The organism is Pseudomonas sp. B7, assembly GCF_016735645.1.
GTDB lineage: Bacteria > Pseudomonadota > Gammaproteobacteria > Pseudomonadales > Pseudomonadaceae > Aquipseudomonas > Aquipseudomonas glycinae.
The window spans coordinates 88,621-103,181 of record NZ_JAERRE010000008.1 but is presented as its reverse complement, the minus strand read 5'-3'; the positions used below and the strand labels follow the sequence as shown (position 1 = coordinate 103,181).

Annotated in this window: 13 protein-coding genes; 8 read left to right on the top strand and 5 right to left on the bottom strand. The window is 60.0% G+C overall.

Annotation, left to right across the window (positions count from 1 at the left end; translation table 11 throughout):
* Positions 1 to 172 precede the first annotated feature (172 nt).
* Complete coding sequence (recN, locus tag JKA62_RS18580; protein WP_011332393.1) at positions 173 to 1,846, top strand: DNA repair protein RecN; 1,674 nt, start codon at positions 173 to 175, stop codon at positions 1,844 to 1,846.
* A 75-nt stretch (positions 1,847 to 1,921) separates the two neighbouring features.
* On the opposite strand, the gene fur is transcribed toward recN, so the two are convergent.
* The gene (fur, locus tag JKA62_RS18575; protein WP_011332392.1) at positions 1,922 to 2,326 is read right to left on the bottom strand and encodes a ferric iron uptake transcriptional regulator; all 405 of its coding nucleotides are present in this window, start codon (positions 2,324 to 2,326) and stop codon (positions 1,922 to 1,924) included.
* Positions 2,327 to 2,423: 97 nt separating this feature from the next.
* On the opposite strand from fur, the gene JKA62_RS18570 reads away from it, so the two are divergent.
* Complete coding sequence (locus JKA62_RS18570; protein ID WP_011332391.1) at positions 2,424 to 2,951, top strand: outer membrane protein assembly factor BamE; 528 nt, start codon at positions 2,424 to 2,426, stop codon at positions 2,949 to 2,951.
* 61 nt (positions 2,952 to 3,012) lie between these two features.
* On the opposite strand, the gene JKA62_RS18565 is transcribed toward JKA62_RS18570, so the two are convergent.
* Genes JKA62_RS18565 through JKA62_RS18555 form a run of 3 tightly spaced genes read right to left on the bottom strand, consistent with a single transcriptional unit; the run spans position 3,013 to position 5,165 of the window.
* Positions 3,013 to 3,327 (bottom strand): RnfH family protein, encoded by a 315-nt coding sequence (locus JKA62_RS18565; RefSeq protein ID WP_011332390.1) that lies wholly within the window; start codon positions 3,325 to 3,327, stop codon positions 3,013 to 3,015.
* Positions 3,320 to 3,754 carry a type II toxin-antitoxin system RatA family toxin gene (locus JKA62_RS18560; RefSeq protein WP_201818980.1) on the bottom strand — a complete coding sequence of 145 codons (435 nt, stop codon included), beginning with the start codon at positions 3,752 to 3,754 and terminating at the stop codon, positions 3,320 to 3,322. Before JKA62_RS18560 ends, JKA62_RS18565 begins: the two co-directional genes overlap by 8 nt.
* 7 nt (positions 3,755 to 3,761) lie before the next feature.
* Positions 3,762 to 5,165: a sodium-dependent transporter gene (locus tag JKA62_RS18555; protein ID WP_201818978.1), complete on the bottom strand. Its 1,404-nt coding sequence runs from the start codon at positions 5,163 to 5,165 to the stop codon at positions 3,762 to 3,764.
* A gap of 119 nt (positions 5,166 to 5,284) precedes the next feature.
* Between JKA62_RS18555 and smpB the strand changes: the two genes are divergently transcribed.
* On the top strand, positions 5,285 to 5,767 hold the full coding sequence (smpB, locus tag JKA62_RS18550; protein ID WP_007953781.1) for an SsrA-binding protein SmpB: 483 nt from the start codon (positions 5,285 to 5,287) through the stop codon (positions 5,765 to 5,767).
* A gap of 50 nt (positions 5,768 to 5,817) precedes the next feature.
* On the opposite strand, the gene JKA62_RS18545 is transcribed toward smpB, so the two are convergent.
* Positions 5,818 to 6,585 carry an FCD domain-containing protein gene (locus JKA62_RS18545; RefSeq protein WP_007953782.1) on the bottom strand — a complete coding sequence of 256 codons (768 nt, stop codon included), beginning with the start codon at positions 6,583 to 6,585 and terminating at the stop codon, positions 5,818 to 5,820.
* Between the two features lie 261 nt (positions 6,586 to 6,846).
* Here JKA62_RS18545 and JKA62_RS18540 point away from each other — a divergent pair, with 261 nt between their 5' ends.
* The 5 genes from JKA62_RS18540 (at position 6,847) to JKA62_RS18520 (ending at position 14,457) form a co-directional block, all read left to right on the top strand.
* Positions 6,847 to 8,541: a lactate permease LctP family transporter gene (locus JKA62_RS18540; protein WP_201818976.1), complete on the top strand. Its 1,695-nt coding sequence runs from the start codon at positions 6,847 to 6,849 to the stop codon at positions 8,539 to 8,541.
* 150 nt (positions 8,542 to 8,691) lie between these two features.
* A complete protein-coding gene (locus tag JKA62_RS18535; RefSeq protein WP_201818974.1) occupies positions 8,692 to 9,516 on the top strand; it encodes a (Fe-S)-binding protein in 825 nt (274 codons plus the stop codon).
* Positions 9,513 to 10,967, top strand: coding sequence for a LutB/LldF family L-lactate oxidation iron-sulfur protein (locus JKA62_RS18530; protein WP_064382599.1), 1,455 nt, complete (start codon positions 9,513 to 9,515; stop codon positions 10,965 to 10,967). The genes JKA62_RS18535 and JKA62_RS18530 overlap by 4 nt, the downstream gene beginning before the upstream one ends.
* Positions 10,967 to 11,638, top strand: a complete 672-nt coding sequence (locus tag JKA62_RS18525) for a LutC/YkgG family protein (RefSeq protein ID WP_011332385.1) — start codon at positions 10,967 to 10,969, stop codon at positions 11,636 to 11,638. Before JKA62_RS18530 ends, JKA62_RS18525 begins: the two co-directional genes overlap by 1 nt.
* The gene (locus JKA62_RS18520) at positions 11,635 to 14,457 is read left to right on the top strand and encodes an FAD-binding and (Fe-S)-binding domain-containing protein (RefSeq protein ID WP_201818972.1); all 2,823 of its coding nucleotides are present in this window, start codon (positions 11,635 to 11,637) and stop codon (positions 14,455 to 14,457) included. The genes JKA62_RS18525 and JKA62_RS18520 overlap by 4 nt, the downstream gene beginning before the upstream one ends.
* Positions 14,458 to 14,561 lie beyond the last annotated feature (104 nt).

The following is a 14,561-nucleotide window of genomic DNA, read 5'->3' as shown; positions in this document are numbered from 1 at the left end:
ATCAGGCTTCAAGGGCTGACAACGATTAACCCTACAAAAAAGTGCTGCATTGGCATTCCCGGGCGCGACAGGCATTTGATCGGATCATCCTCATCGATCCAAGCGAGGGCATTGTCAGCCCGAAACAAAACACTGTATAAATAACCAGACCTGAAGCCTGGGAGCGGCCTTTATGCTGGTGCACCTGTCCGTACACAACTACGCCATCGTTGAACATCTCGATCTCGAACTTGATCGCGGCATGAGCGTGATTACCGGGGAAACCGGCGCCGGCAAATCGATCATGCTCGACGCCCTGGGCCTGACGCTCGGTGATCGCGCCGACAGCGGCGTGGTTCGACCGGGCGCCGACAAGGCCGATATCCTGGCGACCTTCGACCTGGCCGATATCCCCGAGGCCAGCGCTTGGCTGGCGGAACGCGACCTGGAAATCGACGGCCCGTGCATCCTGCGCCGGGTCATCACGTCCGAAGGTCGGTCACGCGGCTATATAAATGGCACGCCCTGCCCGCTTGGCGATCTCAAGGCACTCGGCGAGCTGCTGATCGATATCCACAGCCAGCACGAACACCAATCCCTGCTCAAGACCGACACCCACCGGCGCCTGCTCGACGAGTACGCCGGGGCCACCGATCTGGCACGCCAGGTACACTTGGCCGCCCAGCGCTGGCGCCAGACTCGCCAGGAGCTGGAACGCCTTTCCAACTCCGGCGACGAACAGCGTGCACGCCATCAACTGCTCAGCTATCAACTCGAAGAACTGGAAAACCTCGGCCTCGGTGAAAACGAGCTGGAAGAGCTGGAGCAGGAACACAAGAACCTGACCAACGCCGAAACCCTGCTCGGCATCTGCCGACAAGTGGTCGAGCAATGCAGCGAAAGCGATTCCGGCAATGTGCTGAATGCCTTGACGGCCAGCCTCAACCGACTGTCGAGCGTGAACAGCTCGGTGGGTGCGCTGGGTGAAGCGAGCAGCCTGCTGACCAGTGCGCAAATCCAGGTCGAAGAGGCCGTCGGCGAGCTCAATCGTTTTCTCGACAACTTCGACGCTGATCCGGCGCGCCTGCAATATCTCGAGGAACGCCTGGACTCCATTTACACATTGGCACGCAAACACCGCATTCAGCCGACGGAAGTGGCAGAGATGCAGCAGAAGCTGCTCGACGAAATCGAAGCGCTGGACGCCAACGATGAATCCATCGAACGCCTCGCCGAAGAACTCGCTTCCTATGCCCGCCACTATCAGGAAAAGGCTCGGGAACTCAGTGAGCTGCGCCATCAGGCAGCCGGCAGCCTGGCAAGCGCGGTGGAACAGGAGATTCAGCGCCTGGGCATGCCCGGCGGGCGCTTCACCATCGAACTGCGCGCCAACAATAGCAGCGAGTTGCAACCCAATGGTCTGGAACAAGTCGAGCTGCTGGTGAGCGCCAACCCGGGTCAACCCTTGAAAGCCTTGGCCAAAGTGGCGTCCGGCGGTGAGTTGTCACGGATCAGCCTGGCCATCCAGGTGATTACAGCCCAGACCTCTCGCGTACCGACATTGGTATTCGACGAAGTGGACGTGGGGATTGGCGGTCCGACGGCGGAAATCGTCGGCCAATTGTTACGCCGCCTCGGGGATCGCGGACAGGTTCTGACGGTCACGCATTTGCCGCAAGTTGCGGCTCAGGGGCATCAGCACCTGTTCGTGCACAAGGTACGTGGCGAGCAGGCGACTCATACGGCCGTTTCGAAGCTGAGCAAGAATGACCGCATAGAAGAAGTCGCGCGGATGTTGGGCGGCATCGATCTGACCAAAGAGTCCTTGGCGCACGCGAAGAAGATGGTCGTAACCGCAAAGGTTTAAGAACCGCAGAAAGCACGAAGGCGACCCTCGGGTCGCCTTCGTTCGTTTCGCGAACCTGAAATTCGCGCGACATGCTTACTTTTTCTTGCGTACGTACAGGACGAGATTGTGATCAACCAACTCGTAATCGTGCTTCTCGACGATCGCCTTCTGAAGCTTTTCGATTTCTTCGTCGAAGAATTCGATGACTTCGCCCGACTCAACGTTAACCATATGGTCGTGGTGGCCACCATCGGCCAATTCGAATACCGCGTGGCCGCCGTCGAAGTTGTGACGGACCACGAGGCCAGCCGCTTCGAACTGGGTCAGAACACGGTAAACCGTGGCCAGACCGACATCCTCGCCAGCTTCCATCAACGCCTTGTAGACGTCCTCGGCACTCATGTGACGCTGCTCGGTGGAGTCGAGCATTTGCAGGATCTTGACCCGTGGCAGGGTCACTTTGAGGCCGGCTTTGCGTAGTTCGCTATTTTCAACCATGGTCAGCTTTCTCGCGATGCTGCTTCGCAGCTTCTCTTAATGCGGGTATGATCGGCGTTTACGTTGTCCCAGCCAAGATAGTGGAAGTCGCCCACCGATGCAAAACACCAAGCTCTTGCTAACCAGTTTCACCTTTGTGGGACTGCTCGCACTCGCCGGTTGTTCATTCCCCGGGGTTTACAAAATCGACATCCAGCAGGGCAATGTCGTCACGCAGGACATGATAGACCAGTTACGCCCGGGAATGACCCGGCCGCAAGTACGGTTTATCATGGGCAACCCTCTGCTTGCCGACACGTTCCATGCCAACCGCTGGGATTATCTGTACAGCCTGCAACCTGGTGGCGGTGAACGCCAGCAGGAACGCATGAGTGTCATTTTCGACTCGAATGACCGTCTTGTCAGCCTGTCCGGTGACTTCATGCCGGGCGTCAGCCGTGACGAAGCCATTCTCGGCAAGGACAGTGGCACCAGCGTGACCGCTCCTGCTGAGAACACCGAGCAGCCGAAACCGGAAAAACCGGCCAAGCCAGGCTCCTTGCTGGATCAGATCCAGAAGGACGTCGATGGTGTGGAAACCGTTCCGGTTCCAACGCCAGAACCGCTGGACACCTCGCCGCAATAATTTGCGACGCAATAAAAAACCCGGAAATTCCGGGTTTTTTATTGCCTGCCGTTCGACCACCCTACTGGTTTCGCGCCTTGGCTTCGGCAGCCTTGGCGGCACGCAGACGGCGCACCTCTTTCGGATCAGCCAACAACGGTCGATAGATCTCGATGCGATCGCCTTCCTGAACCCGCCGGGCATCAGGATCAGCGATCACTTTGCCGAAGATCCCCAAAGGACAACTGATCAGATCCAGCTCCGGAAACTCAGCATCAATCCCGGACGCCATCAGCGCCGCACGCACCGTCGTACCCTCGGCAACACTGATTACACGCAAAACCTGACGATCAACGGCGGCATACACCACTTCGATTTCAATCACCGGCTCAACCATGCATCTGCTTGGCGCGCTGGCAGAACGCATCCACCAGTGTATTGGCTGCCTGATTGAACAAAGGACCGAGCGTCGCGCGGACCAGCGGCCCGGCGTAGTCGAAGGACAGATCCAGACTGATCTTGCAGGCCTTCTCGTTCAGCGCCTTGAACACCCAGACGCCGTGCAGTTGATTGAACGGCCCCTCCTCCAGGTTCATCTCAATCGACTGCCCCGGCACCAGCGTATTGCGCGTCACGAAGTGCTGACTGAGCCCCCCCTTGGCCACGCCGACACTGGCGCGCATATGCTCGAGCGAGCTTTCCAGGACTTCTGCAGACGAGCACCACGGCAAAAACTCGGGGTAACGCGCCACGTCATTGACCAGGTCGTAGAGAAATTGCGCCGGGTAAGGCAGCAGCGCCGATCGTTGAATATGTGTCGTCATGTAAGCGTCACTTCCAGAGCTGGGCGGCAAACACTACAAGAATGCCGATGGGCGCCACATAGCGCATCAAGAACAGAGACAGGGCGAACAGCGCCGGGCTGCGAATCGACAATTCATCACGCACCGCTTCACGCCCCATCACCCAACCGGCAAACAGCACAAAGCACAGCCCGCCGAGCGGCAACATGATCCGCGAGGTGAAGAAGTCGATCACACCAAAGAAGTCCAGGCCAACGGCCGCACCCCATTGGTAGAGATGGAACACCCCGCCATCGTTCACGAAAAATTTGGCTTCCTTCCAGATATTGAAGGAAAACACCGTGCCCAGGCCAACGAACCAACAGGTGAACGCCAACCAGAATGTCACCCAGGCACGACTGATTTTAGTCCGCTCGACCAGATAGGCGACCATCGGCTCAAGCAAGGAAATCGCTGAGCTCCAGGCGGCAATCGCCACTAAAACGAAAAACACTACGCCCATCAACTGGCCGAAAAGCACGTTACCGAAAGCAAATGGCAGGCTGACGAACATCAGCCCCGGGCCTTCACTCGGGTTCAAACCACCGGCGAACACAATTGGAAACAAGGCCAGACCGGCCACCAGCGAAACGAAGGTATCGAGCAGCGCCACACCCACGACCGTGCCGGACAGCGAGGCTTCCTTGGTCATGTAGGCGCCGTAGATCATGATCGAGCCCACGCCCACGCTCAGGGAGAAGAACGCGTGGCCCATGGCCGGCAGCAAGCCGTCGAGGACTTTTTCCGGGTGGAAATCGAACATGAAGTGCACACCCTCCATGAAATGCCCGGTGGTCATGCTGTAACCCAGCAGCACCAGCACCATCACGAACAGCAGCGGCATCATGATCCGCAGGCTGCGCTCGAGCCCGGCAACCACGCCCTTGGCGATCACCACAGCCGACAACAGCATGAAAACCGTGTGCCAAAGTGTCAGGCGCCAGGGGTCGGAGATGACATTGCCAAAATAGGCCCCGACCTGATCGGCCGTAGCCCCCTGAAAATCTCCGCGCCCCATATCAATGATGTAATCCAGCGACCAGCCGCCGACCACACTGTAGAAAGACAGGATCAGCAACGCCGTGATCATCCCGGCGAACGCACCCCACGACCATTTGCCCGAGTGACCGGCTTCCAGCGCCAGCATCTTCAGGGCATTCGCCGGGCTCTGACGGGCACGGCGGCCGATCAGGGTTTCGGCGAGCATCACCGGGATACCGATCAGCGCGATACACGCCAGAAACATAAGCACGAAGGCGCCGCCACCGTAGACCCCGACCATGTAGGGGAATTTCCAGATGCTGCCCAATCCCACGGCCGAACCGGTCGCGGCGAATATGAAAACCCAGCGGCTAGCCCAACTGCCGTGGACAGAAACCTTGTCTGTCGACATCGTTTATCACGCCCAAGCGTTAGAAAAAGAGGCCGCATTGTCCGGGATTCACTCAACCTGCTCAAGCACGCAGCATCACCGTAGCCGACAGCCGTTTATCTCCATATAATGCCGCCCCTATGGCTAAACAGAAGAAACACCCAACAGGGACCATCGCGCAAAACAAAAAGGCGCGACACGATTACTTCATCGAGCACAAGTTCGAGGCTGGTCTGGTCCTGGCCGGCTGGGAAGTAAAAAGTCTGCGGGCAAGCAAGCTGCAACTGGTCGACAGTTACGTGTTGCTCAAGGATGGCGAAGCCTGGTTGCTCGGCAGCCACATCACGCCTCTGATGACCGCCAGCACCCACGTCATTGCCGACCCGGTGCGTACCCGCAAGTTGCTGCTCAACCGCCGCGAACTGGACAAGCTCGCCGCCGCCGTGCAGCAAAAGGGTTACGCCTGCGTGTGCCTGTCCTGGTACTGGAGCAAGCACATGGTCAAGTGCGAGATTGCTCTCGGCAAGGGCAAGAAGGAATACGACAAGCGCGATACCGAACGCGAACGCGACGCCGGTCGCGAGTTGCAGCGTGCGGTGCGCAACAAGGGCAAGGAAGACTGATTCCTCTGCCTGAATGACCGTTCCCGCGCCTGGCACGGGAGCGGTCTTTTTTACATCCCTTTGCGTCGCTCGGCGCGAGCCATGCGCTGCACTTCCTGTCGCACTTCTTCCAGCACTTCCTGCACATACAGAATGTGTCGGCTGGAGACCTCACGCGCCTGCTCCGCGCGCCCCTCGATAATCGCCAGATACAATTCCCGATGCTGGGTGATCAGCATGTCGCGGGTTTCCGTGCGCTGCTTGTACATGCCACCGATGTTGGTCACCACGTTACGCTTGAGCAGATCGAACAAGCCGCGAATGGTGTGCAGCAACACTGCGTTGTGACTGGCTTCGGCAATCGCCAGGTGGAATTTCGCATCCGCCGCACCCTCTTCCGCCCGGCTCACTTCATCGTGACGCGAATAGCAATCCTGTAACTCTTCAAACGCCGCCGTCAGCCGTTCACGATCCACGTCTGTGGCGCGCAACGCTGCGTAATAGGCGCACGATGCCTCCAGTGTGTGACGAAATTCCAGCAGATCGCGCTGTGCCTCGGGATTGCTTTCCAGCAATTGCAGCAGCGGATCGCTGAACGTCGAACCGAGGCTTTCCACAACATAGTTGCCGCCGCCCTGCTTGCTGACCAGCAAGCCCTTGGCCGCCAGTTTCTGAATCGCCTCGCGCAACGAAGGCCGGGAAACGCCGAACTGCTCCGCCAGTGCCCGCTCGGCCGGCAGACGCTCGCCGGACTTCAGCGTGCCCTCGAGAATCATCCCTTCCAGTCGCTCGACAATGTCATCAGACAAACGGCGCTGACGTATCTGATCAAACCCCATCACTCAATTCTCCACCATCCCGACCGCTCGCCGGGCTCTCTATTCTGGCCTATCGGCGCCTTGCCGACACCTGCCAGATGAAACGCCCCGGACCGGATCAGATCGATTCTGCACCGGTGATTCGACGAAAGTTTCAGGGCGGCAAATTGACACACCGACATCAAGGCTTTTACCCTAGCCAACAGCGATTGTAAATTGGTATTACCAATTAACCAAGAACGCTGACAGCGCCTGACCAACAACAATTAGGGGCCACCCCATATGCAAACCTGGCAACAGCTCTACAGCCCGCTCGGCAGTCTCGGCGTGTCCGCACTCGCGGCCGTCATCCCCATCGTTTTCTTCTTCCTCGCTCTGGCGGTGTTCCGCCTCAAAGGTCATGTAGCCGGCAGCATCACGCTCGCCCTGGCCATCGCCGTGGCGATCTTCGCGTTCCAGATGCCGGTCGACATGGCGTTCGCCGCCGCCGGATATGGCTTCGCCTACGGCCTGTGGCCGATTGCCTGGATCATTGTGGCGGCGGTGTTCCTGTACAAACTGACGGTCAAGAGCGGTCAGTTCGAGGTCATCCGCAGCTCGGTGCTGTCGATCACTGACGACCAACGCTTGCAGGTGCTGCTGATCGGTTTCTGCTTCGGTGCCTTCCTGGAAGGCGCCGCCGGTTTCGGTGCGCCCGTGGCGATTACCGCTGCGCTGCTCGTAGGCCTGGGTTTCAACCCGTTGTACGCCGCCGGCCTGTGCCTGATCGCCAACACCGCACCGGTGGCGTTCGGCGCACTGGGGATTCCGATCATCGTGGCCGGGCAAGTCACCGGCATCGACGCGTTCAAGATCGGCGCAATGACCGGCCGCCAGCTGCCGCTGCTGTCGCTGTTCGTGCCGTTCTGGCTGGTGTTCATGATGGATGGCCTGCGCGGCGTGCGTGAAACCTGGCCAGCAGCGCTGGTTGCCGGCCTGAGCTTCGCCGTGACTCAATACTTCACTTCGAACTTCATCGGCCCGGAACTGCCGGACATCACGTCGGCCCTGGCCAGCCTGATTTCGCTGACCCTGTTCCTGAAGGTCTGGCAGCCAAAACGTGCCGCCGGCCAGCACATTGCCGGTGCCGTTCCCGCTTCGGTGGTAACTGCCAGCGTCGGCGGTTTCGGCCAGAAGCGCACCACAGTCGCTTCGCCTTACAGCCTCGGGGAAATTTTCAAGGCGTGGTCGCCGTTCCTGATCCTCACCGTGCTGGTGACCATCTGGACGCTCAAGCCCTTCAAGGCCATGTTCGCCGCCGGCGGTTCGATGTACGCCTGGGTGTTCAACTTCGCGATTCCGCACCTTGATCAACTGGTGATCAAGACCGCACCGATCGTGGCCGCCCCGACCGCGATCCCGGCCGTATTCAAACTCGATCCGATTTCCGCGACCGGCACGGCGATTTTCTTCTCCGCGCTGATCTCGATGCTGGTGCTGAAGATCAATTTCAAAACTGGTCTGACCACTTTGAGAGAGACCTTCTACGAACTGCGCTGGCCGATCCTGTCGATCGGCATGGTGTTGGCGTTTGCCTTCGTCACCAACTATTCCGGCATGTCCTCGACCATGGCTCTGGTGCTGGCGGCGACCGGCGCGGCGTTTCCGTTCTTCTCGCCTTTCCTCGGCTGGCTCGGCGTGTTCCTGACCGGTTCCGATACTTCGTCCAACGCCCTGTTCAGTTCGCTGCAAGCGACCACCGCGCACCAGATCGGGGTCAACGACACTTTGCTGGTGGCCGCCAATACCAGCGGCGGTGTGACCGGCAAGATGATCTCGCCACAATCGATCGCCGTGGCCTGCGCCGCGACCGGTCTGGTGGGCAAGGAATCCGATCTGTTCCGCTTCACCCTCAAGCACAGCCTATTCTTTGCCACGATCGTCGGCCTGATCACTTTGGCTCAGGCCTACTGGTTCACTGGCATGCTGGTGCATTAAGACTACAAGCGACATGGAAATAACCGACGCCGGTTCGTGATTCCGGCGTCAGCAATTCACAACCCGGTCTGTAAGGCTGCTGAAAGCAACGCGCTCTATATTCGGCAGCCTCAACAGACGGATAACCGGGCCCACCCGGAGACACGCCTGATGAGCGAGCTTTTTTACAACGCTGTGCCCAACGCCACTCGCGTCGCACCGCCACTGCCCGAACCCCGGCAATACCCCAGCGAGAAACCGTCGCGGGTCTACCTGTTCGGCACGTGTGTGGTCGACCTGTTCTACCCGGAAGCCGGGATGGACGCGATCCACTTGCTGGAGCGCGAAGGCATCCGGGTCGACTACCCGCAAGGGCAGAGCTGCTGCGGACAACCGGCCTACACATCGGGTTACACCGAGCAGGCACGGACGGTGGCGCGCTCGCAACTGGCGCTGTTTGCCGGGGACTGTCCGGTGGTGGTGCCGTCGGGTTCGTGCGCCGGAATGATCCGCGAGCATTACGCCGACTTGTTCAAGGACGAGCCGGAAACGTTGACACAGGTTCAGGCCCTCGCGGCCCGCACCTATGAATTGGCCGAGTTTCTGCTGTTCGTCTGCAAGGTGCAGCTCAAGGACAGCGGCGAGCCGGTGAAAGTGGCGCTGCACACCTCGTGTTCGGCGCGGCGGGAAATGAACACCCACCTGCACGGCCGCGAGTTGTTGGCGCAGTTGAGCAACGTGGAACGGGTCAACCACGATCACGAAAGCGAATGCTGTGGCTTCGGTGGGACATTCAGCGTCCGTATGCCAGACATTTCCGGCGCGATGGTGGCCGACAAGACCCGGGCGTTGAAGGAATCCGGCGCGCATCAGGTACTCAGTGCCGACTGCGGCTGCCTGATGAACATCAACGGCTCGCTGGAAAAACAGCAGGAAGCACTGCGCGGGCAACACCTGGCGAGCTTCCTCTGGCAACGAACCGGAGGTGCGCGATGAGCACTTCCACGATTATTCCTACGGTTGCCGTAGAAGAAGACTTCCGCACCCGGGCACACAATGCCCTGGGCGACTCGCAGTTACGGAACAACTTCCGCACTGCAATGGATTCATTGATGACCAAGCGGGCAGCGGCTTTCAGCGATGCCCACGAAAGAGAACACTTGCGCGCCCTGGGCAACTCGATCAGGGCGCGTGCGCTCTCCAAATTGCCCGACCTGCTCGAGCAACTGGAACAGAACCTGACCCGCAACGGTGTGACAGTGCACTGGGCGGAAACGGTGGACGAGGCCAATGGCATCGTCCTTTCGATCATCCGCGCTCACGAGGCGCGGCAAGTGATCAAGGGCAAATCGATGGTCAGCGAAGAGATGGAGATGAACCATTTCCTCGAGGCTCGGGACATTGAATGTCTGGAGTCCGACATGGGGGAGTACATCGTCCAGCTCGACCACGAGAAGCCTTCACACATAATCATGCCGGCAATCCACAAGAATGCCGGTCAGGTCGCGTCCTTGTTCCACGACAAACTTGGCGTGGAATACACCAAGGACGTTGACCAACTCATTCAAATCGGTCGCAGGGTACTGCGGCAGAAATTCTTCGAAGCGGACATCGGCGTCTCCGGCGTCAACTTCGCCGTGGCCGAAACCGGCACCCTGCTGCTGGTGGAGAACGAAGGCAACGGCCGCATGACCACCACCGTGCCGCCGGTGCACATCGCCGTCACCGGCATCGAAAAAGTCGTGGAAAACCTGCGCGACGTGGTGCCACTGCTGTCATTGCTGACCCGCTCGGCGCTGGGCATTCCGATCACCACTTACGTCAACATGATCTCCGGCCCGCGCAAGGAGCATGAACTCGACGGCCCGCAGGAAGTGCATCTGGTACTGCTCGACAACGGTCGCAGCCAGGCTTTCGCCGACAGCGAACTGCGCCAAACCTTGAACTGCATCCGCTGCGGCGCCTGCATGAATCATTGCCCGGTCTACACCCGCGTCGGCGGCCATACCTACGGCGAGGTTTACCCCGGCCCGATCGGCAAAATCATCACCCCGCACATGGTCGGCCTGGCGAAAGTACCGGATCACCCGAGCGCGTCTTCGTTATGCGGCGCCTGCGGTGAAGTGTGCCCGGTGAAGATTCCAATCCCCGCGTTGCTGCGGCGCCTGCGCGAAGAAAACGTCAAAGCCCCGGACGCACCGCATCAGGTGATGCGCGGTCAGGGCAGCAAATACTCGCGCAAGGAACGCTTCATCTGGAACGCCTGGGCGAAGCTCAACAGCTCGCCGACCTTGTATCGACTGTTTGCGTTTTTCGCCACGCGCCTGCGCGCCCTGGCGCCGAACAATGTCGGGCCGTGGACGCAGAACCACAGCGCACCGAAACCCGCCGCCCGCTCACTGCATGACATGGCTCGCGAACACCTGGCCAAACGAGGAGACCGTTGATGAGCGCCAAACAAAACATCCTCGGCAAGTTACGGAAGAGTCTGACCGGCACCACACCGATTGCCGACAACTTTGACGTCGATCTGGTGACCCAGCCTTACACCTACAGCGCCGAACAACGGATCCCGCAACTGCGCAAACTGATGGAAGCGGTGCACACCGAAATCCACCTGACTTCCGCTGATGGGTGGCCGGCGCTGCTGGCGCAATTGCTGCGCGACCGCCAATTGCCGAGCCTGCTGATCGCACCGACTACACCTCACGGGCAGCGCATCACACAGCACTGGGCGAACAATCCTGATCTACCGGCGCTGAAGTCCTACGACCGGCCGATGGAAGAGTGGAAAGCCGAGTTGTTCAACGACACCCCGGCCAGCCTCACCGGCACCCTCGGCGCCATCGCCGCCACCGGCAGCCTGATTCTCTGGCCGACCCGCGAAGAACCGCGGCTGATGAGCCTGGTACCGCCAGTGCATTTCGCCCTGCTCAAGGCCAGCCAGATCCGCGACAACTTCTATCAGGTGCAGCAGGAATTCGAGTGGGCCCAAGGCATGCCGACCAACGCGCTGCTGGTGTCCGGCCCGTCGAAAACCGCCGACATCGAACAAGTCCTGGCTTACGGCGCCCACGGCCCGAAAGATCTGGTGGTGTTGATCCTGGAGGACCAATGACCTTACCGGCGACTTTCCTGCGCGATGCGCAGCAATTGATTCCTGCCGAACGGCGTTTCGACGATCCGCTGTCGACCCTGGCCTTCGGCACCGATGCCAGTTTCTACCGATTGATTCCGCAACTGGTGATTCGCGTCGAATCCGAAGACGAAGTGGTGGCGCTGCTGAAACTGGCCCAGCGCGATCAAGTCCCGGTGACCTTCCGCGCCGCCGGCACCAGCCTGTCCGGCCAGGCGATCAGTGATTCGGTGTTGATCGTGCTTGGGGATAACTGGAACGCTCGTGAAATTCGCGGCCAGGGCACGCAGATCCGCCTGCAACCCGGCGTAATCGGTGCCCAGGCCAATGCATGGCTGGCGCCATTCGGGCGCAAGATCGGTCCGGATCCGGCGTCGATCAACGCCTGCAAGATCGGCGGCATTGTCGCCAACAACGCCAGCGGCATGTGCTGCGGCACCGCGCAAAACACCTATCACACGCTGGCCGGAATTCGTCTGGTGCTGGCCGATGGCACACGTCTCGACACTGAAGATGCCGCCAGTGTCGCGGCGTTTCGAGTCAGCCACGGTGACTTGCTGGAACGTCTGGCGACTTTGGGCCGCGAGACCCGCGCCAATGCCAAACTGGCCGCGCGAATCCGCCACAAATACCGTCTGAAAAATACCACCGGCCTGTCGCTCAACGCCCTGGTGGATTTCGATGAGCCTGTGGATATCTTGAGCCACTTGCTGGTCGGTTCCGAAGGTACACTCGGCTTCATCAGCGCGGTGACCTACGACACGGTGATCGACCACCCGAACAAGGCTTCGGCGCTGATCGTTTTCCCGGATGTGGAAACCTGCTGCAACGCCGTCACCGTGCTGAAAAGCCAACCGGTGTCGGCCGTGGAACTGCTCGACCGCCGCAGCCTGCGCTCGGTGCAGGACAAACCCGGCATGCCGGCTTTCGTACAGCAGCTGTCGAACAATGCCTGCGCGCTGTTGATCGAATCCCGCGCCGCCTCTTCCACTTTGCTGCAGGAACAACTGGCGCAGATCATGGCGTCGCTCAGCGCCTTTCCGGTGGAAAAGCAGGTCGATTTCACCGAAGACCCGGTCGAAAACGCCCGCCTCTGGGCGATCCGCAAAGACACCTTCCCTGCCGTCGGCGCCGTGCGCAAGACCGGCACCACGGTGATCATCGAAGACGTGACCTTCCCGGTGGAGCAACTGGCGATCGGTGTGAACCGTCTGATCGAGCTGTTCGACAAACACTCCTACGACGAAGCGATCCTTTTCGGACACGCACTGGAAGGCAATCTGCACTTCGTCTTCACCCAAGGCTTCAACAGCCCAGAAGAAGTCGCACGCTATCAGGCGTTCATGGACGACGTGGCGCAACTGGTGGCCGTGGAGTTCGGCGGTTCGCTGAAGGCGGAACACGGCACCGGACGCAACATGGCGCCCTTCGTCGAACTGGAATGGGGCAGCGACGCCTATCAATTGATGTGGCAGCTCAAGCGCCTGCTCGACCCCAACGGCATTCTCAATCCGGACGTGGTACTCAGCGAAGATCCGCAGATCCACCTCAAGCACCTGAAACCGCTGCCGGCGGCCGACGAGATTGTGGATAAATGCATCGAGTGCGGTTTCTGCGAGCCGGTCTGCCCCTCGAAAGGCCTGACCCTGAGCCCGCGCCAGCGCATCGTGATCTGGCGCGATATCCAGGCGCGAAAGCGCGCCGGGATCGACACCACCGAACTGGAAAAAGCCTACGAATACCAAGGCATCGATACCTGCGCCGCGACCGGGTTGTGTGCGCAACGCTGCCCTGTGGGAATCAATACCGGTGAGCTGGTGAAAAAGCTGCGCAGCCGTCACGCGACACATACGAAAACCGCCAACCTGATCGAAGGAAATTTCGCCACCACCCTGCAAGGTGCACGTTTCACCCTGCATGTGGCCAACGGTGCGCGGATGTTGTTGGGGGCACCGCGCCTGGCGAAGCTTTCAGCGACCCTGACGCGGCTGTCCAAAGGTCAAGTGCCGCTGTGGACCCACGCGATGCCGCAGCCGGAAAAAGCCATTCGCTTCAGCCCGGCCGTGTCGGACGAGCGCCCGCGCGTTGTGTATCTGGCGGCCTGCGTCTCGCGTGTGATGGGGCCGGCGGCGGGCGACAAGGAGCAGATGTCGCTGTACGACAAAACCCGTGGTCTGCTGGAAAAGGCCGGTTATCAGGTGGTGTTTCCGGACAATCTGGACAACCTCTGCTGCGGCCAGCCCTTCGCGTCCAAAGGCTATGCCGAACAGGCCGAACACAAGCGTCAGGAGCTGATCGGCGCGCTGCTCCAGGCCAGTCGCGGCGGACTCGATCCGATCTATTGCGACACCAGTCCCTGCACGCTGCGGCTGGTGCAGGATGTGGGAAATGTTCGCCTGGATCTGTATGACCCTGTGCGATTCATCCGTACGCATCTGATGGATCGTCTCGAATTCACCCCGCAGGAAGCACCGATTGCCGTTCACGTGACCTGCAGCACTCAGCATCTTGGAGAGAGCCAAGCGCTGATCGAACTGGCGCGCAAATGCAGCAAGACGGTTGTGATTCCGGAAGGCATTCACTGCTGCGGTTTCGCCGGCGACAAGGGTTTCACCACGCCGGAGCTCAATAGCCATTCGCTGCGAACGCTCAAGGATGCGGTGCAACAATGCAGCGAGGGGATTTCCACCAGCCGTACCTGTGAGATCGGTCTGACGCAACATGGTGGAATCGACTACCACGGTCTGGTGTATCTGGTGGACCGGGTAACCCGAGCCAAAGCCCCCGCAACCGCCCTCTGAAGAAAAATAGAACCCTTGCGAGCGACCGCAGTCCACAGAACAGGCCCCGAACAATCGGGGCTTGTCCTCCATTCGGTTGCCCGTCCTGACGGCCAGCGAAGTCT